Source organism: Nesterenkonia halobia (assembly GCF_039536005.1).
Classification (GTDB): Bacteria; Actinomycetota; Actinomycetes; order Actinomycetales; family Micrococcaceae; genus Nesterenkonia; species Nesterenkonia halobia.
In genome coordinates, this window is sequence record NZ_BAAAYG010000003.1 from 26,851 (window position 1) to 47,922 (window position 21,072).

General features: G+C 72.2%; 23 protein-coding genes and 1 tRNA gene. 6 read left to right on the forward strand and 18 right to left on the reverse strand.

Annotation, left to right across the window (positions count from 1 at the left end):
- Positions 1-40: 40 nt before the first annotated feature.
- The gene (locus tag ABD652_RS02930) at positions 41-529 is read left to right on the forward strand and encodes a MarR family winged helix-turn-helix transcriptional regulator (RefSeq protein WP_344718021.1); all 489 of its coding nucleotides are present in this window, start codon (positions 41-43) and stop codon (positions 527-529) included.
- Positions 530-811: 282 nt separating this feature from the next.
- Positions 812-1,993 carry an MFS transporter gene (locus ABD652_RS02935; protein ID WP_425574544.1) on the forward strand — a complete coding sequence of 394 codons (1,182 nt, stop codon included), beginning with the start codon at positions 812-814 and terminating at the stop codon, positions 1,991-1,993.
- Here ABD652_RS02935 and ABD652_RS02940 read toward each other — a convergent pair.
- The 12 genes from ABD652_RS02940 to ABD652_RS02995 all read right to left on the reverse strand — a co-directional run bounded on the left by ABD652_RS02940 (position 1,974) and on the right by ABD652_RS02995 (position 12,364).
- Entirely contained in the window at positions 1,974-2,351 is a 378-nt protein-coding gene (locus tag ABD652_RS02940; RefSeq protein ID WP_344718023.1) for a DMT family transporter, read from the reverse strand. The two genes, ABD652_RS02935 and ABD652_RS02940, sit on opposite strands and share 20 nt — an antisense overlap.
- On the reverse strand, positions 2,351-2,665 hold the full coding sequence (locus ABD652_RS02945) for a DMT family transporter (RefSeq protein ID WP_344718025.1): 315 nt from the start codon (positions 2,663-2,665) through the stop codon (positions 2,351-2,353). Before ABD652_RS02945 ends, ABD652_RS02940 begins: the two co-directional genes overlap by 1 nt.
- Positions 2,666-2,810: 145 nt before the next feature.
- Positions 2,811-3,839: a zinc-binding dehydrogenase gene (locus tag ABD652_RS02950; protein ID WP_344718027.1), complete on the reverse strand. Its 1,029-nt coding sequence runs from the start codon at positions 3,837-3,839 to the stop codon at positions 2,811-2,813.
- Between the two features lie 135 nt (positions 3,840-3,974).
- Complete coding sequence (locus tag ABD652_RS02955; RefSeq protein WP_344718029.1) at positions 3,975-5,198, reverse strand: bifunctional alpha/beta hydrolase/OsmC family protein; 1,224 nt, start codon at positions 5,196-5,198, stop codon at positions 3,975-3,977.
- A gap of 133 nt (positions 5,199-5,331) precedes the next feature.
- Positions 5,332-5,883 carry a carboxymuconolactone decarboxylase family protein gene (locus ABD652_RS02960; protein WP_344718031.1) on the reverse strand — a complete coding sequence of 184 codons (552 nt, stop codon included), beginning with the start codon at positions 5,881-5,883 and terminating at the stop codon, positions 5,332-5,334.
- 140 nt (positions 5,884-6,023) lie between these two features.
- Positions 6,024-6,401, reverse strand: coding sequence for a DUF488 domain-containing protein (locus ABD652_RS02965; RefSeq protein WP_344718033.1), 378 nt, complete (start codon positions 6,399-6,401; stop codon positions 6,024-6,026).
- Entirely contained in the window at positions 6,398-8,821 is a 2,424-nt protein-coding gene (locus ABD652_RS02970) for an ATP-binding cassette domain-containing protein (RefSeq protein ID WP_344718035.1), read from the reverse strand. The genes ABD652_RS02965 and ABD652_RS02970 overlap by 4 nt, the downstream gene beginning before the upstream one ends.
- Positions 8,822-8,860: 39 nt before the next feature.
- Positions 8,861-10,069, reverse strand: a complete 1,209-nt coding sequence (locus ABD652_RS02975; protein WP_344718037.1) for an RNA polymerase sigma factor — start codon at positions 10,067-10,069, stop codon at positions 8,861-8,863.
- Complete coding sequence (locus ABD652_RS02980) at positions 10,066-10,473, reverse strand: YciI family protein (RefSeq protein WP_344718039.1); 408 nt, start codon at positions 10,471-10,473, stop codon at positions 10,066-10,068. The genes ABD652_RS02975 and ABD652_RS02980 overlap by 4 nt, the downstream gene beginning before the upstream one ends.
- A gap of 286 nt (positions 10,474-10,759) precedes the next feature.
- Entirely contained in the window at positions 10,760-11,077 is a 318-nt protein-coding gene (locus ABD652_RS02985; protein WP_344718041.1) for a 4a-hydroxytetrahydrobiopterin dehydratase, read from the reverse strand.
- A gap of 164 nt (positions 11,078-11,241) precedes the next feature.
- Positions 11,242-11,922 carry a TetR/AcrR family transcriptional regulator gene (locus tag ABD652_RS02990; RefSeq protein ID WP_344718043.1) on the reverse strand — a complete coding sequence of 227 codons (681 nt, stop codon included), beginning with the start codon at positions 11,920-11,922 and terminating at the stop codon, positions 11,242-11,244.
- Between the two features lie 43 nt (positions 11,923-11,965).
- Positions 11,966-12,364, reverse strand: coding sequence for a helix-turn-helix transcriptional regulator (locus ABD652_RS02995; RefSeq protein WP_344718045.1), 399 nt, complete (start codon positions 12,362-12,364; stop codon positions 11,966-11,968).
- Between the two features lie 16 nt (positions 12,365-12,380).
- On the opposite strand from ABD652_RS02995, the gene ABD652_RS03000 reads away from it, so the two are divergent.
- On the forward strand, positions 12,381-12,638 hold the full coding sequence (locus ABD652_RS03000; protein WP_344718047.1) for a glutaredoxin domain-containing protein: 258 nt from the start codon (positions 12,381-12,383) through the stop codon (positions 12,636-12,638).
- A gap of 64 nt (positions 12,639-12,702) precedes the next feature.
- Here the strand turns inward: ABD652_RS03000 and ABD652_RS03005 are convergent.
- Positions 12,703-12,775, reverse strand: a tRNA-Ala gene (locus ABD652_RS03005).
- A 168-nt stretch (positions 12,776-12,943) separates the two neighbouring features.
- Here ABD652_RS03005 and ABD652_RS03010 point away from each other — a divergent pair.
- Positions 12,944-13,795, forward strand: a complete 852-nt coding sequence (locus ABD652_RS03010) for a hypothetical protein (protein ID WP_344718049.1) — start codon at positions 12,944-12,946, stop codon at positions 13,793-13,795.
- A 4-nt stretch (positions 13,796-13,799) separates the two neighbouring features.
- Here ABD652_RS03010 and ABD652_RS03015 read toward each other — a convergent pair whose 3' ends face one another.
- The 3 genes from ABD652_RS03015 to ABD652_RS03025 all read right to left on the reverse strand — a co-directional run bounded on the left by ABD652_RS03015 (position 13,800) and on the right by ABD652_RS03025 (position 17,258).
- Complete coding sequence (locus ABD652_RS03015) at positions 13,800-14,507, reverse strand: TrmH family RNA methyltransferase (RefSeq protein ID WP_344718051.1); 708 nt, start codon at positions 14,505-14,507, stop codon at positions 13,800-13,802.
- A 125-nt stretch (positions 14,508-14,632) separates the two neighbouring features.
- Positions 14,633-15,562, reverse strand: a complete 930-nt coding sequence (locus ABD652_RS03020; RefSeq protein WP_344718053.1) for an endonuclease domain-containing protein — start codon at positions 15,560-15,562, stop codon at positions 14,633-14,635.
- 184 nt (positions 15,563-15,746) lie between these two features.
- Positions 15,747-17,258, reverse strand: a complete 1,512-nt coding sequence (locus ABD652_RS03025) for a SulP family inorganic anion transporter (RefSeq protein WP_344719021.1) — start codon at positions 17,256-17,258, stop codon at positions 15,747-15,749.
- Between the two features lie 211 nt (positions 17,259-17,469).
- On the opposite strand from ABD652_RS03025, the gene ABD652_RS03030 reads away from it, so the two are divergent.
- A complete protein-coding gene (locus tag ABD652_RS03030) occupies positions 17,470-17,877 on the forward strand; it encodes a MerR family transcriptional regulator (protein ID WP_344718055.1) in 408 nt (135 codons plus the stop codon).
- Positions 17,878-18,186: 309 nt separating this feature from the next.
- A complete protein-coding gene (locus ABD652_RS03035; protein WP_344718057.1) occupies positions 18,187-18,384 on the forward strand; it encodes a hypothetical protein in 198 nt (65 codons plus the stop codon).
- A gap of 24 nt (positions 18,385-18,408) precedes the next feature.
- Here ABD652_RS03035 and ABD652_RS03040 read toward each other — a convergent pair whose 3' ends face one another.
- Together ABD652_RS03040 and ABD652_RS03045 are read right to left on the reverse strand one after the other, a co-directional pair.
- A complete protein-coding gene (locus tag ABD652_RS03040; RefSeq protein ID WP_344718059.1) occupies positions 18,409-19,323 on the reverse strand; it encodes a LysR family transcriptional regulator in 915 nt (304 codons plus the stop codon).
- Positions 19,324-19,362: 39 nt separating this feature from the next.
- Positions 19,363-21,021: a dihydroxyacetone kinase subunit DhaK gene (locus ABD652_RS03045; RefSeq protein WP_344718061.1), complete on the reverse strand. Its 1,659-nt coding sequence runs from the start codon at positions 21,019-21,021 to the stop codon at positions 19,363-19,365.
- Positions 21,022-21,072 lie beyond the last annotated feature (51 nt).

Consider the following 21,072-nt stretch of genomic DNA (forward strand, 5'->3'; position numbering starts at 1 on the left):
CGACTGGCCTGAAACATAACCACGTTATACACTTCAGGCGATGGATTCTCCCTCCCCTCAGCCTGCGGCCTCGGCCGCAGGCGACGACCAGTCCGTCGAGGACCTCGCCGCCGAGCTCGTCGTCGTCTCCGGCCGGCTGACGCGCACGCTGCGTCGGCTGGCGCGCGAGGAGACCGACCCGTCCACAGTCCGCGCGCTCTCAGTGGTCGACGAGCTGCAGCCGGTCCGCGTGGGCCGCTTCGCGGCGGAGCATCTGTGCTCTCAGCCCGCGGCGACGAAGCTGCTGGCCCGGCTCGAGGCCGACGGGCTGGTCGTCCGCCGCATCAGCGGAGCGGACCGGCGCGCCGCGGAGTTCTCGCTCACCGAGGACGGGCGACGGCGGCTGGCCGCCATCCGCGGCCAGCTCACCGATCAGCTCGCCCCGGCGCTGCGCGACCTCGACGACGCCGACCGCGCCGGCCTGGCCCGCTCGCTGGCCTCGGTGGAGACGTTCATCCGCTCGGCGCGACCGGACGACGCCCGCCGCTGACGCGCCGCCCGCGCTCCCCGCCCCGGCCCGGTTCCGACCGCCCGGGGCGTCGTCCTGTCCAGCACCCGACCCTCCGAGAGAAGAAGGTGGTCCCCCACGTCCTCCGCACCGCGCCCCGACGCTGACACCGGAACGACGAGCACGACCAGCACGACCAGCACCGCCACCCCGGCCGGCCCGGCCCGCGCTCCCGGCTCCCCCGGAGCCGCCGACGACGCCGGCTCCATCCTCCGTCAGCCCCGCGCAGTGTGGGCGGTGGCCTTCGCCTGCGTCATCGCCTTCATGGGCATCGGCCTGGTGGACCCGATCCTGCCGGCGATCTCCGCCGAGCTCGACGCCACGCCGGCGCAGTCGATGCTGCTGTTCACCAGCTACCTGCTGATCACCGGGGCGATGATGTTCTTAACCAGCGCGATCTCCTCGCGGATCGGCGCGAAGCCGACGCTGCTGATCGGGCTGGTGCTCGTCGTCGTCTTCGCCGCGCTGGCCGGCGGCTCGGCGACCGTCTGGCAGATCATCGACTTCCGCGCCGGCTGGGGCCTGGGCAACGCCCTGTTCATCTCCACCGCGCTGGCGACGATCGTCGGGGCGACCTCCGGCGGATCGGAGAAGGCGATCATCCTCTACGAGGCCGCCCTGGGCCTGGGCATCGCCACCGGCCCGCTGCTGGGCGGGCTGCTCGGCGAGATCTCCTGGCGCGGCCCGTTCTTCGGCACCGCCGCGCTGATGGCCGTCGGCCTGATCGCCGTCGCGGTGCTGCTGCCGAAGCAGGACCGCCCGACGCCGGAGCAGCACGTGCGCCTGACCGCGACCTTCCGCGCGCTGTCCCGCCCCGGACTGCTCACATTGGCGGTCTCCGCGCTGCTGTACAACTTCGGCTTCTTCACCCTGCTCGCCTACAGCCCCTTCCCGCTGGAGGAGGACGCCGCCGCGGCCGGAATGACGAACTTCGGCGCGATGGGCCTCGGGCTGGTCTTCTTCGGCTGGGGCATCTGTCTGGCGATCACCTCAGTCTTCGTCGCCCCGCCGCTCACCCGGCGCTTCGGCCGCCGTCCGGTGCTGATCACCGCGCTGGCCGGCCTGGCGGCGATCCTGCTGGGCATGGCGCTGCTGGTCGACTCGCTGGCCGGCCTGGCGACCGGCGTCATCGTCGCCGGGCTGTTCCTCGGAGTGCTGAACACAGTGCTGACCGAGTCCGTCATGGAGGTCAGCGACCTGCCGCGGCCGGTGGCGTCGTCGACGTACTCCGGCGTGCGCTTCATGGGAGGCGCCGTCGCGCCGCTGGTCGCCGGGCAGGTCTCCGACGCGCTCGGAGCCGGCTCACCCTACCTCTTCGGCGCCGCGGCAGTGGTGCTGGCGATCGTCGCCCTGCTCGTCGGGGCCCGCTCGCTGCGCGTGCTCAACCGCGCGCACGGCGAACCCGTCGAGGAGGAGGCCTGGGCGATCACCGGCGGCGACGCCTGAGCGCCCTCGGCTCCTCCTCGGCCGACCCCTCGCCGTCGTCGGCACCGTGGGTGAGCTTCAGCCCGACGATGCTGCCGACGATCCCGGCCATGAAGACCAGCTTCCACACCGAGACCGACTCCTGGCCGAGGGCGATGCTCGCCGCGACGGTGATCGTCGCCCCGAGACCGGCCCAGACGGCGTAGGCGGTGCCCATCGGGATGCTGCGCGCCGCCCGGGCGAGGGTCACCATGCTCACCAGCAGGCCGAGGAAGAACACGACGACGGGCACCGGCCGGGAGAAGCCGTCGCTCAGCCCCAGCGCCGTCGCCCAGACGGCCTCCATCACGGCGCTGAACACCAGGATGACCCAGGCCATCAGCTCACCACCTTCAGTCCGATCAGGCTGACCACCAGCAGCGTCAGCAGGGCGGTCCGCGCGACGTCGAGGGTCTCGCTGCGCCGCACGACGCCGATCACGATGGTCAGCACCGCCCCGATCCCCACCCAGACCGCATAGGCGGTCCCGGCCGGGATGGCGGTCATGCCGTAGGCCAGCCCGCTCATCGACAGGGCGAGCGCCGCGATGAACAGCAGCGTCGGGCGCCGTCGGCGCAGGCCGTCCGATTCGCCGAGCGCCGTCGCCCAGACTGCCTCCAGGCCGCCGGAGACGGCCAGCACGAGCCATTCCATGGGTCCTCCCTCCATCGTCCTGCCCGCACGGATCACGCGCCGGCGCCCATGCACGTCGAGCGGGGGATTCCTCGGGGTCATCCGGCCGGATCGGCGACGAACACTCCGAGAGATCCCCCGCCCGACGGCGGAGCGGCGACGAGCCTCAGCGGGTCGGGTCGACCATCACCTTCAGCGACTCGCGGTCGTCCATGGCGCGGTAGCCCTCGGGCACCTCGCTGAGGCCGATCACCCGGTCGAAGACCCGACCGGGCTCGACCGTGCCGTCCAGCACGGCGGGCAGCAGCTGCTCGATGTAGGCGCGCACCGGGGCCGGGCCGCCGGTCAGCGTGATGTTGTGGCGGAAGAGGCTGCCGAAGCCGACCGGAGCCTCCTCATACTGCGGCACGCCGACCCGGCTGATCACGCCGCCGGGGCGCACCGCGCCGAGCGCCTGCTCGTAGGCGGGCATGTGGCCGACGGCCTCGAGCACCGCGTGGGTGCCCTCGCCGTCGGTGATCGCACGGACCTCGGCGATGCCCTCCTCGCCGCGGGAGGCGACGACGTGCGTCGCGCCGAACTCGCGGCCCAGGTCGGTGCGCGCGGTGTGGCGGCCCATGAGGATGATCGTCGTCGCGCCCAGCTGCTTGGCGGAGAGCACCGCGAGCAGGCCGACGGCGCCGTCGCCGATCACCGTGACGGTGGAGCCCGGGCCGACGCCGGCCTGCACCGCGGCGTGCCAACCGGTGGGGTAGACGTCGGTCAGCGTCAGCAGCGAGGGCAGCAGCGCCTGGTCGACGTCGCCGGGGACGGCCACCAGGGAGCCGGAGGCCTGCGGCACGCGGATCTTCTCCGCCTGGGCGCCGCTGTGGAAGCCGCCGTTCGGGCAGGAGGTCTGCAGCCCCTCCCGGCAGTAGTCGCAGGCGTCGTCCGCGTAGGCGAAGGGGGCGATGACCATGTCGCCGACCGAGACGCCGGCGACCTGATCGCCGAGCTCCTCGACGATGCCGACGAACTCGTGGCCGATCTGGTCGCCCTCCTCCGCGTCGGGCTTGGAGTGGTACGGGTGCAGGTCCGAGCCGCAGACGCAGGTGACCACGACGCGCACCACCGCATCGGTGGGCTCGACGAGGGCGGGATCGGAGACGTCGGCGACGCGCACGTCGCCGGCGCCGTGGATCAGGGCTGCTCGCATGAGCGATGACCTCCTGGGGTCAGGTGGGGAACGAAGTCCGGGACAGGGCCCGCCCCGTTCCAGCGTCGAGGAGGTCGCCGTTGTTCCGTGACATTCGTCCCCCGGTCCTCGTCAGGACGACGGCGTCGGGCGTCGTCACCCTTCGTCGGTCTCGATGCGCACCTCGGAGGTCAGCGTGCGGTGCACCGGGCACTTCTCGGCGATCTCCAGCAGACGCGCGCGCTGCGCGTCGTCGAGGTCGCCCTCCAGGTGGATGCGCCGGGCGATCCGGTCGACCTTCCCGGTCCGCGTCTCGCAGTCCTCGCAGTCGGCAGCGTGGACGCGGTCGTGCTGCAGGGCGACGGTGACCTTCTCCAGCGGCAGCGCGTGCCGCTCGGCATACATCCGCAGCGTCATCGAGGTGCAGCTGCCCAGCGCGGAGAGGAGCAGATCGTAGGGTGAGGGACCGCCGTCGTCGCCGGCCGGGGCCGGCTCGTCGGCGACGAAGCGGTGGCGTCCGGACTCCACGACCTGCCCGTAGCCGCCCACGCCGGACTCGGCGACGACGACCGAGCCGTCCAGCGCCGGGGCCTCCTCCTCACGCGCGGGCAGGTAGCGACGGACCCAGGCGCCGAGCACTCCGGCGGCGTACTCGGCGTCGCCGCGGCGGGTGAGCAGGTGGTCGGCGCCGTCGAGCGAGACGAAGGACTTCGGGTGCCGGGCGGTCTCGAAGATCTGCCGGGAGTTGTCCACGCCGACGATCTCGTCCATCGGCGCGTGCATGACCATCAGTGCGGCGCCGAGCTCGGCGATGCGCTCGGCCTGCGGCTGCTCGGCGATGTCGTCCAGGAACTCCTGCCGGATGCGGAAGGGCCGCCCGCCGATCGAGACCTCGGCCTCGCCGTCGCGCTCGATCTGATCCATGCGGCTGCTGAACCGGGCGGCCACATGCGCCGGGTCGGCCGGCGCGCCCATCGTCGCCACTGCGGTGACCTCCGGGACGCGATGGGCGGCGGCGATGACCGCCGCGCCGCCGAAGGAGTGGCCGATGAGGAAGGTCGGGGCCTCGTGCTCGGCGCGCAGGTGGTCGGCGGCGGCGACGAGGTCGCCGACGTTGGAGCTGAAGTCGGTGTTGGAGAAGTCGCCCTCGGAGTCGCCGAGGCCGGTGAAGTCGAAGCGCAGCACCGCGATGCCGTCGTCGGTCAGCGCGCGGGCGATCCGCGAGGCGGAGACGACGTCCTTGCTGCCGGTGAAGCAGTGGGCGAAGAGCGCGTAGGCCCGCGGCGTCTCATGCGGCAGCTCGAGCTTGCCGGAGAGCACCGCCTCGCGGGATCCGGGGAACTCGACACGGCGGCTGATGGGTCTGGTCCTGGTCTCCATGGTGTGGATTGTTCCCTCCCGCAGGCTTCTGCACCAGTGACCGGCCGGTAGATGACGCCGCGGACCGGGCCCTCGGCCCGGGTGCCGCGTCCCGCGGGACGCGGCACCCGGGCCGAGACTCGACGACAGCGCCTCAGCCGTGGAGCTCCGGAGCGGCCGGCAGATCCAGCTCCGTGTGAGCGTAGTGATTGAAGTAGTTGGTGAACATGTTCACCATCACATGCGGGACGAGCTCGCCGAGCTCCTCGGTGCTCCATCCGGCGTCCAGCGCGGCCTGCCAGACGTCCTCCTCGACGTACCCGGTCGAGGAGACCATCTGCCGCGCGACCGCCAGCAGCGCATCCAGACCGCCGTCGGTGTCCACCGGCGACCCTGCGCGCAGCTGCTTCGTCTGGTCCTCGTCCCAGCCAGCCGCCCGGGCGCCGCCGGTGTGCGCGGCCTGGCAGTAGGCGCAGTCGTTGGTCGCCCCGACGACGAGCGCGATCGCCTCGCGGGTGCGAGCGTCGAAGCTGCCGTGTTCGGCGAGCGCAGACTGGATGCCGAGGTAGCTGGAGAGCAGGGCCGGCGAATGCGCCATCTCGCCGTGGATGTTCAACACTTTGCCGAACTGCTCCTTCAGCCCCTGGAGGCCCTCCTGGGCCGCGGCGGGGGCGTCGTCCACAGTGTGCACGGGAATGCGGGGCATGTCGCTTCACCTTTCGAGCGGGTTCACGGGTGCCTCTTCGATGAGGCACGGCCATTCCATACCCGCAGACCGCCTCCCGAGAACAGTCTGTCCGCAGGGTGACAGTCTCGCCCGACGACGCACGGCGGGACGATGCACGTTCAGCCGTCGGCCAGCACCTCGGCCAGCACCTCGGCCAGCACCACCGCATGGTTGATCTCGCGGTCCTTCGCCGCGAAGACCAGCGTGGCGACCGGCTCGCCGTCGAGCTGCTCACGCAGCTCGGCCAGGGCCTCGGCCGCGGCGCCGTGGTCGAGCTCGGCGCGATAGGCGGCGGCGAACTCCTCGAAGTGCTCCGGGTCGTGGTGCCACCAGCGCCGCAGCTCGGGACTGGGCGCGACGTCCTTCGGCCAGAGGCCGACGGCGGCACGCTCCTTGGACACTCCGCGCGGCCAGAGCCGGTCGACCAGCACGCGCGGCCCGTCGTCGTCGGAGGGCTCGTCGTGGACGCGCTTCAGCCGCAGCTCCGGGATGCTCATGCTCGTCTCCTTCCCTCGTGATGACGCCGGATGGCGCCTCGCGCCCCGATGTACTCGGCCAGATGCTCTCCGGTGATGGTCGACCGGGCGTCGACCAGCTCGGCGGGCGTGCCCTCGAAGACCACGCGGCCGCCGTCGTGCCCGGCGCCGGGGCCGAGGTCGATGATCCAGTCGGCGTGGGCCATCACCGCCTGGTGGTGCTCGATGACGATGACGGTCTTGCCGTCGTCGACGAGCCGGTCCAGCAGGCCCAGCAGCTGGTCGATGTCGGCCAGATGCAGCCCGACCGTCGGCTCGTCGAGCACGTAGATCCCGCCGGAGGACTTCATGCTCATCGCGAGCTTGACCCGTTGCCGCTCGCCGCCCGAGAGGGTGTTCAGCGGCTGCCCCAGCGTCAGGTACCCCAGCCCGACGTCGTCGAGTCGGCGGAGGATCGTCAGCGCCGCCGGCGTGCGGGCCTCGCCGGCGGCGAAGTACTCCAGGGCCTCGGCGACGGAGAGCTCCAGCACCTCGGCGATGTTCTTCCCGGCCAGCCGCAGGTCGAGCACCTCGACCTGATACCGCTTGCCGCCGCAGTCCTCGCAGGGGGTGGAGACCGTGTCGGTGAAGCTGAACTCGGTGACGATCACCCCGGAGCCCGAGCAGGTCGGGCAGGCGCCGTCGGAGTTGGCGCTGAACAGCCCCGGCTTCACGCCGTTGGCCTTGGCGAAGGCCTTGCGGATCGGATCCAGCACTCCCGTGTAGGTGGCCGGGTTGCTGCGCCGTGAGCCCTTGATCGGCGCCTGGTCGACGGTGATGACATCCTCGCCGGCGACGTGCCCGCCGATCAGCGAGCTCTTGCCCGAGCCGGCGACGCCGGTGACAGCAGTCAGCACACCCAGCGGGATGTCGACGTCGACGGCGTCCAGATTGTGGGTGTCAGCGCCGCGCACCTCGAACACCCCTGAGCGCTCGCGCGTCGATTCCTTCAGCGCCGCCTTATAGGACAGCGCCTCCCCGGTGCGGGTCGCGGCGGCGCGCAGGCCCTCGACGTCGCCCTCGAAGACCACCTCGCCGCCGGCGGCGCCGGCGCCCGGCCCCATGTCGACCACGTGGTCGGCGATCGCGATCATCTCCGGCTTGTGCTCGACGACCAGCACGGTGTTGCCCTTGTCCCGCAGGTCGACGAGCAGCTCGTTCATCCGCGCGATGTCGTGCGGGTGCAGACCGATGGAGGGTTCGTCGAAGACGTAGGTGACGTCGGTGAGCGCCGAGCCGAGGTGCCGGACCATCTTGGTGCGCTGGGCCTCGCCGCCGGAGAGCGTCCCCGTCGGGCGGTCCAGCGAGAGATAGCCGAGCCCGATGGCGATGAAGGAGTCGAGCAGATGCAGCAGCGTCTCGACCAGCGGGGCGACGCTCGGGGTGTCGACAGTCCGCACCCAGGCGGCCAGATCGGTCACCTGCATCGCGCTGACCTCGCCGATGTCCTTGCCGTCGATCGTCGATGAGCGGGCCGAGTCGTTGAGCCGGGTGCCCGCGCAGCGCGGGCAGGTGGTGAAGACTGCGGCGGCGTCGACGAATCGTCGGATGTGCGGCTGCAGCGAGTCCGGGTCGCGGCTGAACATCGACTTGCGGATCTTCGGGATCAGACCTTCGTAGGTGACGTTGATGTTCTCGACCGTGACCTTGCGCGGCTCGGCATACAGCAGATCCTCGCGCTGCTCGGCGGTGAGATCCCGGATCGGCACGTCGGCGGGCACCTGGGTCTTATACGGCGCGACCATCCAACCGTCGGCCTTATAGCCCGGCACCAGGATCGCGCCGTCGACCAGCGACGCCGACTCGTCGACGATCCGGCTCAGGTCCAGGTCGGAGACGGTGCCCCGGCCTTCGCAGTCGGGGCACATCCCGCCGAGATAGACCTGCTGCTTGATGACGTTCTTCTTCCCCGACTCGGTGACCGAGGCCCCACCGACAGTGGTGGTGGGGATGTTGAAGGAGAACGCCGTCGGCCCGCCGATATACGGATCGCCGAGACGGCTGAAGAGCTGGCGCAGCATCGCGTTCGCATCGGTGACCGTGCCCAGCGTCGACCGCGGATTGGCGCCCATCCGCTCCTGGTCCACCAGGATCGCCGTGGTCAGCCCCTCGAGCCGGTCGACCTCCGGACGCGGCAGCGTCGGCATGAAGCCCTGGACGAAGGTCGAGTAGGTCTCGTCGATGAGCCGACGGGACTCCGCGGCGACGGTGCCGAAGACCAGCGAGGACTTCCCCGAGCCGGAGACTCCGGTGAAGACCGTCAGCCGGCGCTTGGGCAGGTCGAGGTCGACGCACTTCAGGGTGTTCTCCCGCGCACCCCGGACGCGGATGACGTCATGGGCGTCGGCGGGCGGGACGGAGGAGGCGGCCCCCTCCGCGGCGGTCGATGTCAGCTCCGGCATGGCGGCCCTTCGGTGCGCGGCGTACAGGTGTGCTGCAGTCTAGTGCGAGGCGTCACTCGGCCCCAGAGGCGAGCGACGATTCAGCCGGGCCGCCTGACGCAGCAGGTGGTCGCGCTCGCCGAGCTGCGTCGCCCGGCGGGCGGCCTCGGTGTAGAGCTCGGCGGCCCGTTCCGGCTCGCCGGTCCGCTCGCGCAGATGCGCCTCGGCGGCGACGCGCCGCGGCACCGACTCCTCGACTGCGGCCAGTGCGACGAGCCCCGCGCCGGCCCCGTCGGCTTCGCCGACGGCGACCGCACGATTCAGTCGGGCGAGCGGACTGTCGGTCAGCCGCACCAGCTCGTCGTACCACTCCACGATCTGCGGCCAGTCGGTCTCCGCGGCGGTGACCGCATCGGCGTGCAGCGCCGCGATCGCGGCCTGCGCCTGATATTCGCCGAGCCGGTCGCGGGCCAGCGCGGCCTGCAGCAGCCCCACGCCCTCGGCGATCATCCCTTCATCCCAGAAGTCGCGGTCCTGCTCGGCCAGCGGGACCAGGGAGCCGTCGGCGGCGAATCGGGCGGGGCGCCGAGCCTGGTGGAGCAGCATCAGCGCCAGCAGGCCGGCGAGCTCCTCGTCGACGACGACGGCGGCCAGCTGGCGGGCCAGACGGATCGCCTCCTCGGCCAGGTCGAGGTCGCCGGAGTGACCGGTGGTGAACACCAGATGCAGCACGCGCAGCACAGTGGCGAGGTCGCCGGGCTGATCGAAGGACACCCCGGCGATCCGCCGCTTCGCCCGGCTGATGCGCTGGGCCATCGTCGGCTCGGGCACCAGATGCGCCTCGGCGATCTGCCGCGTGGTCAGCCCGCCGACGGCGCGCAGAGTCAGCGCCACCGCCGCGCTCTCGCTCAGCGACGGGTGGGCGCAGAGGAGGTACATCTGCAGCGTGTCGTCCCGCACCGCCGTCGGCCCGGGCGAAGGCTCGGCCTCGACGCGCTCCTGGCGTCGTCGCCGCGCCTCCTCGGAACGGGCGACGTCGACGGCGCGGCGCCAGGCCGCGGTGATCAGCCAGCCCTGCGGGTCCTCCGGCGGGTCCTCCGGCCACCGGCGCAGGGCCGCGAGCAGCGCCTCCTGGACGGCATCCTCGGCGACGGCGAAGTCGACGCCGCGACGGACCAGGACTCCGGTCGTGGACGGGATGAGGCCCCGGAGCAGCTCCTCGTCGAGGGGCTGATCCGGGACCGTCCCGGGACGCGCCGTCGGGCTCATGCTCCGGCGTCGTGCCCGGGCTCCAGGAAGGGGCGGACCTCGAGCCACTCGTGGATCGGCTCCCCGCCGGCGCCGGGAGCGGAGGACAGCTCGTCGGCCACCTCCAGCGCCCGGTCCCAGGAGTCGACGTCGATGGCCATCCATCCGGCGATGAGGTCCTTGGTCTCGGGGAAGGGCCCGTCGGTCACCGGCGGGCGTCCCGGAGCGTCATGGCGGACCCAGGTCCCCTCCGGCGCCAGCGCCTGACTGTCGAGGAACTCGCCGGAGGCGCGCAGCTTCGACGCCAGATCTTCCATGAACTGCACGTGAGCCGCGATCTCCCCCGGCTCCCACCGGTCCATGGGCACGTCGTTCACCGGCGCCGGCGCGCCGCGATAGTGCTTCAGCAGCAGATACTTGGTCATGATGTCTCCTCCGTCGTTCCGAGACGACCGGTGCGGCCGCTCTCACCCCGGGGACGGAGCCGGCCGCCAATTATCGACATCCCTTCGACAACCCACGGAGAGATTCTTCGACAGGCACCGAGAGTCCGCGGCCTGCGTCAGCGCATCCCGCCACGCTCCCCGCGTGATGGACCGCGGGATCGCTCCGTGTGATGGCTCCGCGGGACGTGTGGGAATGTGGCGCCATTCCCACAGTTGCCACGGAGTCACCCATCCCCGGGACGCGCTCAGGCGCAGTCGGCGCCGGTCAAGCCTCCGGGCGGGCGGCCGCTCCCAGGTCCGCGGCGTGGCCCGTGATGACCCGGGCCAGGTCGATATCACGGCGGGTGATCCCGCCGACGTCGTGGCTGGAGAGGGTGACGGACACCTCCGGATAGGTGAGGGTGATATCCGGGTGGTGATTGTGATCCTCGGCGGAGGCACCGATGCGGTTCACCAGCTCCAGTCCGGCGGCGAAGTTCTTGGTCTTGAACCGAGCGGCCAGGGCATCCTCGGCCAGATGCCAGTCAGGAAGCTGGGCCTCAGCGATCTCAGCGGACGATAGCTTGCGTTTCGGATCAGTCATGGTGCCATGATGCCCGCTGCAGTTGCTGGGGACTACCCCCGGACACCGGAGCGTCAGGCCGCTGAGCGGCCCCTCGCCGCGACGGCCGCCTGCCGCCGCCGGCTGAGCGCCGCACCGTCGAGGCCGGACGGTTCAGCCGGTCAGCAGGCCGGCCGACCAGCCGTTCAGAGCGCCTTGAGCCACTGGCGAAGCAGCGCCGCCTCCGCCGGGGTGAAGCCCTCGGGCACCTCCGGCAGTGCGGCGAGCAGCCGGGAGGCCTCGCTCGGTGTGCCGCCGTGGACGACCTCGGCCGCATCGCCGGCGACGGCCGCGATCGTCGCCTCCCGCGCGGAGGCGGAGAGCTCCGGATCGGGCGCGTCCAGCACGATCTGCCGCAGCGTCACCCCGATGCTCGCCGCCATCACCTGTGCCACGGCCTGCTCGACGCCGACGACCAGCCGCCCCTGCCGGTCGGCCTGCCGGGCCAGCTCCGTGAGCGCCCGGGTGGGCCGGTCCTCGGCGGGATCGAGGCTGCCGGGCACCGGCTGGCCGTACATCAGCGCATAGAAGCCGGGGTTGGCCACCCCGAAGGCCACATGGGCGTCCCAGAGCTCGCGGATGCCCTGCAGCGGATCCTGGTCGGCGTGCGGCGGCACGCCCGCCATGAGGCGGTCGACGCCGAGGGCGGCCAGGGCTTCGAGCAGCCCGTCCTTGGTGCCGAAGAAGTGATGCAGCGTCGGCATCTTCACGCCGGCGGCCTCGCAGACCGCGCGCATCGAGAGATCCTCTCCCGGGCGCGCGGCGAGCAGGCCGGCGGCGGCCTCCAGGAGGCGGGTGCGGGTGTCCGGAGTGCGCGAGTCAGCCACAGCGCGAGAGTACCAACATATCGGTGAGCCATGCGCTGGTGGATCACTCCCCGCAGAGACCGTCCTGCCCCTGCACCACACGCTGATCCGTGCGGGATCGGGACGGGAGCGCCCCGGTGCGCTGCCGGAACCAGGCGGTGAAGTTGCTGGCGTCCTCGAAGCCCAGCGCCGCGCCGACCCGGTGGACCGGACGCGCGGAATGCGCCAGCAGCCGGCGGGCCTCCAGCACCAGCCGCTCGTCGATGATCTGCTTCGGCGTCATGCCGCGAGCCCGGGCCGTCGCCCAGGCCAGAGTGCGCGGAGACCAGCCCAGCTCCCGGGCTCGCCGACGTCGGGCCAGCTGCGGTGCCGCGCGCTGAAGCAGGACCCCGGTGATCTCCGCGACGCCGGAGGGAATGCGCCGCGCGTCGCGGACGCTGGCACAGAGGCCCGAAGCACGCATGGAAGGACATCCTCCGATGAGCACGACCTCCCCGATCCGCATGTTCGGCGCCCAGTGGTGCGGCGACTGCCGACGCACCAAGCGCCAGCTGGACACGCTGGGCCTCGACTACGTGTACATCGATCTGGAGCAGGACCCGAAGGCCGCCGACGTCGCCCGAGACATCTCCGGGCGGACGAACATCCCGGTGGTCGTCTACCCGGACGGCTCCCACCACGTGGAGCCGGCCGACGACGACGTCTCCGCGAAGCTGCGCGAGCTGGAGATGATCTGAGCCGGCGGCGCATGACGAGAAGGGCCCGTCCCGCAGATGCGGAACGGGCCCTTCTCGTATGAAGTGGAGCCAAGGGGAGTCGAACCCCTGACCTCGTCGATGCGAACGACGCGCTCTACCAGCTGAGCTATGGCCCCGTGTCCAGTTTCTCCGCCGCGCCGGACCATCCGTCCGAGCACAGCGACCACACCAGGATATACGCCGCGGCCCGATCGGGGAAAATCGGCATAGTCCTGCGGCGAGGCCGACGACGGGACGTGACCCGCACCATGGGCTCCGGCGCCGTCGTCGGCGACAATGGAGCGATGACCAGCACTGCCGCACAGCCCGAGACCGCCGCCGCTCCCCCGTTCGCCCTGCTGCTCGACGTCGACGGCCCCATCGCCTCGCCGGTCACCCGCACTGTGGCGATCGAGTCCATCGCGCCCGACCTGGTCGCCATGGCCGCCGCCGGCATCCCGGTCATCTTCAACACCGGCCGCTCGGACGCCTTCATCGCCGAGCAGGTCGTCCCGGCGCTGCGCGCGGCCGGGCTGTCCGACGGCGCGATGGTCCACACGATCAGCGAGAAGGGCGCAGTCTCCAGCGAGGTCACCCCCGCCGGCCTCGGCGAGGTCCATGTCGACGCCGAGCTGGCGATGCCGGCCGGACTCTCCCGGCAGGTCCGGCAGCTCGTCTCCGACCGCTTCAGCGACCTGATGTTCTTCGACGAGACCAAGCGCTCGATGATCTCGGTGGAGCAGCACGTCGACGTCGCCTCGGCGGACTACCTGGCCGCTCAGCCGGACTTCGACGCCGCCGTCGCCGCGATGCTCGAGTCTCAGGGCCTGGACCACGTGCGGATCGATCCGACGATCATCTCCACCGACGTCGAGCATGAGCGCGTCGGCAAGGACCTCGGCGCCGAGCAGGCCGTCGCGCTGCTGGCCGCCCGCGGCATCCGCCCGCAGTCCTGGTACACCATGGGCGATTCGCGCTCCGACTACGCGATGGCCACCTGGCTGCACGAGCGCGGCCACCCGGTGCGCCACGTCGACGTCCGCCCGACCGACGGCGTGCCGCAGACCGACTACCCGGTGCTGACCTCCGAGTCCGGGGCGATCCACGACGAGGCCGGCGCGGAGTTCCTGCGCCGCTGGGCGGGCTCGCTGAGCTGAGCGCTCAGCCGATCCGCGCGTGCTGCCGGATCCAAGAGTGCATCGCGATGCCGGCGGCGGTGCCGGCGTTGATCGACCGCGTGGAGCCGAACTGCGCGATGGACAGCGTCGCCGTCGCCGTCCGCCGGACCTCCTCGCTGAGCCCCGGCCCCTCCTGGCCGAAGACCAGCACGCAGTCGCGCGGCATCGCGTAGGTCTCGATGGGCGAGGAGTCCGGGAAGAGGTCGACGCCGAGCACGGCCAGCCCGGACTCGGCGGCCCAGGCGACGAACTCTTCCACCGTCGCGTGGTGGCGGATGTGCTGGTACCGGTCGGTGACCATTGCTCCGCGCCGGTTCCAGCGCCGTCGGCCGATGATGTGCACCTCCGCGGCGAGGAAGGCGTTGGCGGTGCGCACGACCGTGCCGATGTTGAAGTCGTGCTGCCAGTTCTCGATGGCCACGTGGAAAGTGTGCCGGCGGGCGTCGAGGTCGGCGACGATCGCCTCATGCCGCCAGTAGCGGTACTCGTCGACCACGTTGCGCCGGTCGCCGCGGGCCAGCAGCTCGGGATCGTAGTGCTCGCCCTCGGGCCAGGGGCCCTCCCAGGGCCCGACGCCGACCTCCCGCTCGACCTGACCAGTCTGCTCGACCTGCTCAGCCTGCTCGGAGGCGCCGGGGCCCTCCGCCGGGCCGGACGCCCCGCCCCGCTCTGCTCCACGCTCAGATGCCATGCGCCCGAGCGTATCGCGCCGCCATGGCCACCCTCCCCATGCATCGAGTGGGCGATGTGTCGAGGAATTCTCCCGAGGCAGGCGCCGAAACCTCGACACATCGCCCACTCGATGCGGCGGCGCCCTCATCGGGCGGCCAGCAGCGCGGCCACTTGGGCCACAATCGCGGCGAAACCGTCTCGATGGTCCTCGACGTTGACCCGGAGGACCGTCCAGCCCTCGCCGTAGAAGACGTTGTCGCGCCGCTGGTCGGCGCGATGCTGCTCCGGGGTGAAGTGCGTCTCGCCCTCGTACTGGATCGCGATCTTCAGCTCCGGATAGCCCAGATCCGCCCGCGGGGAGAAGGGGTCTCCGGGCACCGCGGGAACCTGCAGCGCCGGCTCGGGAAGTCCGGCGTCGACCAGCGCCAGGCGCAGACGCGTCTCCTGGACCGAGTCGGCGCCGACCCGCATCCGCTCTAACGCGGCGAGGCAGCGCCGCCGTCCCGGCACGCCGCGGGCGTCATCGAGCATCCCGCGCAGCCCCGGAAGCGTGGCGTACGGGATCGAGCGCCCTTCATAGCGCAGGTAGGGCGTGCGGATGAGCTGGTCGCCCATGATGATCAACTGATGCTCGCTGCACCGGCCGGCGACGTCGAGCCAGGCCCGGGCCGGCGAGCTCATCGGCACCCCGCCGACGCGGACGACGTCGCCGTCGCTCACCTGCACCCGGTGGCCGCTGACGCCGCGCCTGCGGGTCCAGGTGTCCGGCCCGGCTGGCCGGGAGAGATGCAGTCGGGGATCGTCCCGCAGCGCGCGGGGCAGCCACAGCCCGTGGAGACGGGCCGCACTGGCGTGCGAGATCCAGGCGCCCGGCTGCTCGACGATCAGCGCCGCAGCCTTGGCACGCAGGAGGGCGACGTCGTCGAGCCGCTCAGCGAACGCCCGCGGGGCATGCACGCCGGACCCGAGAGCGACGACGTCGGATCGCGTCAGACGATCACGGGAGACTCCGTGTTCCGCGGCGGCCGCCGCGGTGAAGGCCCGGCCCGCCAGCTCCTGAGGCAGTGCGTGCATGCCGACAGTGTGCCGAGATTCGTCGCACGGCGCCTCCGAATCTCCACAGGCACTGATCGAGTGGGCGCTTTGTCGAGGTTTCTCGCCGAGATCGGCGGGAGAACCTCGACAAAGCGCCCACTCGATGGGTGCCGCGCCGGGCCGGTGGGCCCGAGCCGCACCTGGGCCCGGAACAGGCCCGGCCTCAGCCCTCGGACTGCAGCTTGCCGGCCAGTCGCTCGCGCATCGCCGCCGAGGCCTCGTTCAGCCCGACGACCTCCACGGACTTGCCGTAGGACTCGTACTTCTCGGTCACCGAGTCCAGCGCGGCGATCGTCGAGGCGTCCCACAGATGCGACTGGGACATGTCGATCCGCACCCGCACCGGGTCGTGCGTGTAGGAGAACTGGTAGTAGAGGTCGTTCGAGGAGGCGAAGAACAGCTCGCCGTCGACGGTGTAGGTCGCCAGCGCGTCCTCGCCCTCGCCCTCGACGTGCCGCTCGACGGTGACGAAGTGCGCCACGCGGCGGGCGAAGAGCACCATCGCCATGATGACGCCGCAGACGACGCCGACGGCGAGGTTGTGGGTCCAGACGGTGAAGGCCACGGTGACCAGCATGACGGTGGTCTCGGACTTCGGCATCGCCTTCAGCGTCGAGGGGCGGATGCTGTGCCAGTCGAAGGTCGCCCAGGAGACGAAGATCATCACTGCGACCAGCGCGGCCATCGGGATCAGCGCGACGATGTCGCCGAGCGCGACCACCAGGATGAGCAGGAAGAGGCCGGCGCAGAAGGTCGAGATCCGCGTGCGGGCCTGCGAGGCCTTCACGTTGATCATCGTCTGGCCGATCATCGCGCAGCCGCCCATGCCGCCGAAGAAGCCGGTGACGATGTTCGCCACGCCCTGGCCCCAGCCCTCGCGGGTCTTGTCGGAGTGGACGTCGGTGATGTCGTCGACGAGCTTGGCGGTCATCAGCGACTCGAGCAGGCCGACGAAGGCCATCGCCAGCGCGTAGGGGAAGATGATCTGCAGCGTCTCGAGCGTGAACGGCACGTCCGGGATGAACAGCGACGGCACCGCCTCGGGCAGCTCGCCCTTGTCGCCGACGGTCGGCACGGCGATCGAGGCGGTCACCGTGATCAGCGTGAGCACCACGATCGCGACCAGCGGCGCCGGCACGGCCGTGGTGACGCGCGGCAGCAGGAAGACGATGAGCAGCCCGACGAGCGCCAGCGGGTAGACCAGGAACGGCACGCCGAGCAGCTCCGGCACCTGGGAGGTGAAGATCAGGATGGCCAGCGCGTTGACGAAGCCGACCATCACCGAGCGCGGGATGAAGCGCATCAGCTTGGCCACTCCGACCAGCGAGAGCAGCACCTGCAGGATGCCGGCGAGGATGACGGTGGCGATGAAGTAGTCGACGCCGTAGTCGCGGGCCACCGGGGCGATCACCAGCGCGACGGCGCCGGTGGCCGCCGAGATCATCGCCGGACGGCCGCCGACGAAGGCGATGGTCACCGCCATGGTGAAGGAGGCGAAGAGCCCCAGGCGCGGGTCGACGCCGGCGATGATGGAGAAGGCGATGGCCTCCGGGATCAGCGCCAGGGCGACGACGACGCCGGCCAGGACCTCGGTCTTCAGCAGGCGCGGCGAGCGCAGCGTGCGCCAGACGGACTGGCGTCGCTCCGGAGTCAGCGTCGCGGCGGAGTCGGACATAGACTGTGTCACGGATCGTCCCTTCACAGGATGGAGTGCGAGTGCAGGCAGGCCGGCAGGCACGAGCCCTGCACGGCATGCGGAGGATGAGGGGCCGGCGCCCGGATGGTCGTCGGGCGCGCGCGGCGCGGCCCACGGCGATGGGGACCGCCCCTCACCCTACCTTGACGCGACGTGAAGGTTGAACCGGCGAATGACGGAGACGCGCAGCATGAATGATGGGTCGCAGGCCTCGCAGGAGGATTCGACGACGCCCGGAGACTCCTCGATGCACATCGGAGAATTGGCCGAGCAGACCGGACTCTCCCACCGGACCATCCGGCACTACGACGACGTCGGCCTGCTGCCGGCCTCGCGCACCGAAGGCGGTTTCCGGGTCTACACCCGAGCCGACCTCGAACGGCTGCTGGTGATCCGCACGCTCAAGCCCATGGGCTTCTCGCTGGAGGAGATCACCCGCGCGCTGGAGGCGATCGACGACGCGGCCGCCCGCCCGGACGACGCCGCGGCGCGCGCCCGGATGACGGAGCTGCGCGACGACCTCGCCGAACGCCGGGAGAAGCTCGCCCGGAACCTGCGGCAGGCCGATGAGCTGCTCGCGTCACTGACCGACTCCTGACGCTCCGGGGAGGATTCCCGGAGCTCGCATCGCTCCATTCCTCCGCCCCGGTCCCGGATCCGCGACCTCGACTCCGCGCCGCGGCCGCCTGCCGCGCGACCCCGGAGAGTGGGGAGAATCACAGTCTCAGCGCCGGGGTGCACCCTGCAGACCGTTCGGCACACCTTCACAGTTCTTCAGAATCATTCGCTGGTCCTTCCAGGTCGCCGGTGGAACGCTCAGAAGCACGAGCAGTTCCCCACGACGATCCGGCCCGCACGACGCCGCCCGCCTGCGGCGGCGGCATCGGCCCGGAGGAAAGGACCCGCCATGATCGGGATCATCATCGTCCTCGGAGTCCTGGGCATCATCCTGGGCACCCACACCGTCATCGGTCGCCTGGCAACGCCCCGTGCGGAGCGCACCCCGTGGCGCCGCCTCGGCCTCGCCGGCTGGCTGGCCACGCTGCGGCGCAGCCTGCGCGTGCTGGAGGAGAACTCCCCGCCCGGCGGTTTCCGCCCGCTCTGAGCCGGGAGGTGCTCGCGTCCCGGCTCAGCCCCGGCGGGCCTGCGGCACCACCCCGGCGCCGCCGGCGTCGACGCCGGTGATCGCCCGCGCCATCTCCTCGGCATGCGGCTCGGCGACCCGCAGCAGGCGGATCCGCCGCTGCGGAGCCGGATCCACCAGCGGGCGCACCACCACGCCGTCGTGCGGGGCCGCCAGGCCCAGCCGCGGCATGACGCCCAGCCCCAGCCCGGTGGCGATGAGTCCCTGGGCGGTGTCGATGTCGTTGCACTCGATGCAGATGTCCGGGCGGAAGCCGTGCGCCGCGCAGGCCCGCAGCAGCGGTTCGCTGCAGCTGCCCAGCGGCCACTCGTGGGTCACCCACGGCTCGCCGGCCAGATCGGCGACGGCCACCGCCTCCTGGGAGGCCAGCCGATGATCCGCCGGCAGCACGACGTCGAAGGGGTCGTCGAAGAGGTGGGTCTCGGTGACGCCGTCCAGGCCCGCCGGCACCTCGCTGGAGATCAGCGCGACGTCGACCTCGCCGCGGCTGACGCGCAGCGCCGGATCACCCGCGGGCTCCAGCAGAAGCTCCACCCGCGCCCCGGGGTTCCGGCGGTGGAAGGCCGCGACCGCCGGGGCGACCAGCGACTGCCCGGCGGTGGTGAAGTACTCCATGCGCAGTCGCGTGCCGCGGCCGTCGCGGTAGTCCTCCAGCGCCTGCTCGACCGCGTCGATCTGGTCGAAGATCGCCCCGGCCCGCTCGTCCAGCAGCCGGGCGGCGGCCGTGGGCCGCACGCCCCGGCCGACATGCTCGAGCAGCGTCAGCCCGGTCTCGCGCTGCAGGGCGGCCATCTGCTGGCTCACCGACGACGGCGTGTAGCCCAGCGCCTCGGCGGCCCGGCTCACCGAGCCGGTCGCGAGCACCGAGCGCAGCACCTGCAGCCGTCGCACGTCCAGCACCGCGGCCTCCTCCCCAGTCCTCTCCTCGCCGGCCGCGGCTCAGCGCAGCGCGGAGGCCAGCGCGTCCAGGAAGCGCGCGACGGCGACGGCGCCGGCGTCCTGGGCCCCGGCGGTCGCGGCCTCCGGCACATAGGCGGCCCGTCCGGCCTTCGCCGTCAGCGCCGCAGTCGCCTCCGCACCCTGTCGTGCCGCGCGGGCGGCCTCGGACAGCCCGCCGCCCTCGGCCAGCGCCCGCTGGGCCGGCAGCAGCGCGTCGAGCATCGTCCGGTCACCTTCGGCGGCCCCGCCGTGATGCTGCATCGCCGCGATGCCGGCCTGCAGCGCCTCGGGCCAGCTGCGCCCGGTCTCCAGCGCGCGGGCGACGGCGGTGGAGCAGATCGCCAGCAGCACGCCGGAGGATCCGCCCATCGCCGTCTCCAGCGAGCGCGCGATGCGGCGCACGGCCGCGGCGGGGTCGGCGAAGCCGAGCTCGCCGGAGCTGATGAGCTCGTCGACGGCGCGCGCTCCGGCGGCGAAGGTCGTGCCGGCGTCGGCGTCGCCGGCGGCGCGGTCGAGCGCGTCGAGCTCCTCGGTCGCGGCCGTCAGGGCCGCCGCCCCGGCGCGCACGGCCTGTTCGACGCGGCCGTCGTCAGTGGTCGGCGCCTGCTCCGCAGCCTCCGGAGCGGCCTCGGCGGTCGGCCCGCCGGCCGGACGGCTCCGGGGCTCCCCCGGCGTCGTCGCCGGCGTCCAGCCCGACGCCGCCGTCGGCGCGTCGACGGCCGAGAGCAGCTCCTCGGTGGCCGGGGCCAGGGTGACGGAGAAGCCGTGCATGTCCAGCGAGGTCATCAGCGGCGCGGGGCCGATCAGCCGGGCCAGCGGCTCGGCGCCGAGCTGGCCGAGCAGCTCGCCGGCCAGCACCAGTCCCTCCTGCGGCGAGCAGCCGCCGAGGTCGTTGAGGACGGCGACCAGCCCGCGGGCGCCGTGCTCCTCGGCGAGCGACCGGGCGTCGAGCGTCTCGAGGACCAGCGCCATCGCGTCGTCGGCGCCGGAGACCTCGACCGATCGGGCGCCCGGCTCGTTGTGGATGCCCAGGCCCAGCTCGGCGCCGCGGGAGGCGTCCCGCTCGGCGCCCGGCAGCGTGGCCGGCGTCAGCGCCAGGGCCATCGTGCGGATCCCGGCGGCGGTGCGCTCGGCCGCGGCGGCGACGTCGTCCAGCGCGGCGCCCTGCGCGGCCAGATGTCCGGCGACCTTGTGCACCAGCACCGTGCCGGCCAGCCCGCGCGGCTGCTCGATGTCCGGCAGCGCGACGTCGTCGCGGATCAGCACCGTGCGCACGTCCAGGCCCTCTTCGCGGGCGCGCTCGGCGGCCAGGCCGAAGTTCAGCCGGTCGCCGGTGTAGTTCTTGATCACCAGCAGCGCCCCGGCCGGGCCGGTGACGGCGCGGATCGCCTCGAGCACGGCGCTGACCGGCGGGGAGGCGAAGAGCGAGCCGGGCACCGCGGCGGCGAGCATGCCCTCGCCGAGGTAGCCGGCGTGGGCCGGCTCGTGGCCGGAGCCGCCGCCGCTGACCACGGCGACGCCGGCAGCGGGGTCATGGTCGGCGCGGACGAGGACGTCGACTCCCTCGGAGGTCTCCAGACGCTCGACGGCGGCGGTGCGCAGCAGCGCCTCGAGCACCTCGGGCACCAGCTGGTCGCGGGATGGATGGAAGTGAGCCACGCTGCTCTCCTGTCGCTCGGGGCCGGAGCCCCTCGGGTGCCGGATGTGCCG

What these genes read in the sequence shown, in the direction of transcription:
- ABD652_RS02930 (WP_344718021.1), top strand. Translation starts at nt 41, where the DNA reads ATGGATTCTCCCTCCCCTCAGCCTGCGGCCTCGGCCGCAGGCGACGAC.
- ABD652_RS02935 (WP_425574544.1), top strand. Translation starts at nt 812, where the DNA reads ATGGGCATCGGCCTGGTGGACCCGATCCTGCCGGCGATCTCCGCCGAG.
- ABD652_RS02940 (WP_344718023.1), bottom strand. Translation starts at nt 2,351, where the DNA reads ATGGCCTGGGTCATCCTGGTGTTCAGCGCCGTGATGGAGGCCGTCTGG.
- ABD652_RS02945 (WP_344718025.1), bottom strand. Translation starts at nt 2,665, where the DNA reads ATGGAATGGCTCGTGCTGGCCGTCTCCGGCGGCCTGGAGGCAGTCTGG.
- ABD652_RS02950 (WP_344718027.1), bottom strand. Translation starts at nt 3,839, where the DNA reads ATGCGAGCAGCCCTGATCCACGGCGCCGGCGACGTGCGCGTCGCCGAC.
- ABD652_RS02955 (WP_344718029.1), bottom strand. Translation starts at nt 5,198, where the DNA reads ATGGAGACCAGGACCAGACCCATCAGCCGCCGTGTCGAGTTCCCCGGA.
- ABD652_RS02960 (WP_344718031.1), bottom strand. Translation starts at nt 5,883, where the DNA reads ATGCCCCGCATTCCCGTGCACACTGTGGACGACGCCCCCGCCGCGGCC.
- ABD652_RS02965 (WP_344718033.1), bottom strand. Translation starts at nt 6,401, where the DNA reads ATGAGCATCCCGGAGCTGCGGCTGAAGCGCGTCCACGACGAGCCCTCC.
- ABD652_RS02970 (WP_344718035.1), bottom strand. Translation starts at nt 8,821, where the DNA reads ATGCCGGAGCTGACATCGACCGCCGCGGAGGGGGCCGCCTCCTCCGTC.
- ABD652_RS02975 (WP_344718037.1), bottom strand. Translation starts at nt 10,069, where the DNA reads ATGAGCCCGACGGCGCGTCCCGGGACGGTCCCGGATCAGCCCCTCGAC.
- ABD652_RS02980 (WP_344718039.1), bottom strand. Translation starts at nt 10,473, where the DNA reads ATGACCAAGTATCTGCTGCTGAAGCACTATCGCGGCGCGCCGGCGCCG.
- ABD652_RS02985 (WP_344718041.1), bottom strand. Translation starts at nt 11,077, where the DNA reads ATGACTGATCCGAAACGCAAGCTATCGTCCGCTGAGATCGCTGAGGCC.
- ABD652_RS02995 (WP_344718045.1), bottom strand. Translation starts at nt 12,364, where the DNA reads ATGCGTGCTTCGGGCCTCTGTGCCAGCGTCCGCGACGCGCGGCGCATT.
- ABD652_RS03000 (WP_344718047.1), top strand. Translation starts at nt 12,381, where the DNA reads ATGAGCACGACCTCCCCGATCCGCATGTTCGGCGCCCAGTGGTGCGGC.
- ABD652_RS03010 (WP_344718049.1), top strand. Translation starts at nt 12,944, where the DNA reads ATGACCAGCACTGCCGCACAGCCCGAGACCGCCGCCGCTCCCCCGTTC.
- ABD652_RS03015 (WP_344718051.1), bottom strand. Translation starts at nt 14,507, where the DNA reads ATGGCATCTGAGCGTGGAGCAGAGCGGGGCGGGGCGTCCGGCCCGGCG.
- ABD652_RS03020 (WP_344718053.1), bottom strand. Translation starts at nt 15,562, where the DNA reads ATGCACGCACTGCCTCAGGAGCTGGCGGGCCGGGCCTTCACCGCGGCG.
- ABD652_RS03025 (WP_344719021.1), bottom strand. Translation starts at nt 17,258, where the DNA reads ATGTCCGACTCCGCCGCGACGCTGACTCCGGAGCGACGCCAGTCCGTC.
- ABD652_RS03030 (WP_344718055.1), top strand. Translation starts at nt 17,470, where the DNA reads ATGAATGATGGGTCGCAGGCCTCGCAGGAGGATTCGACGACGCCCGGA.
- ABD652_RS03035 (WP_344718057.1), top strand. Translation starts at nt 18,187, where the DNA reads ATGATCGGGATCATCATCGTCCTCGGAGTCCTGGGCATCATCCTGGGC.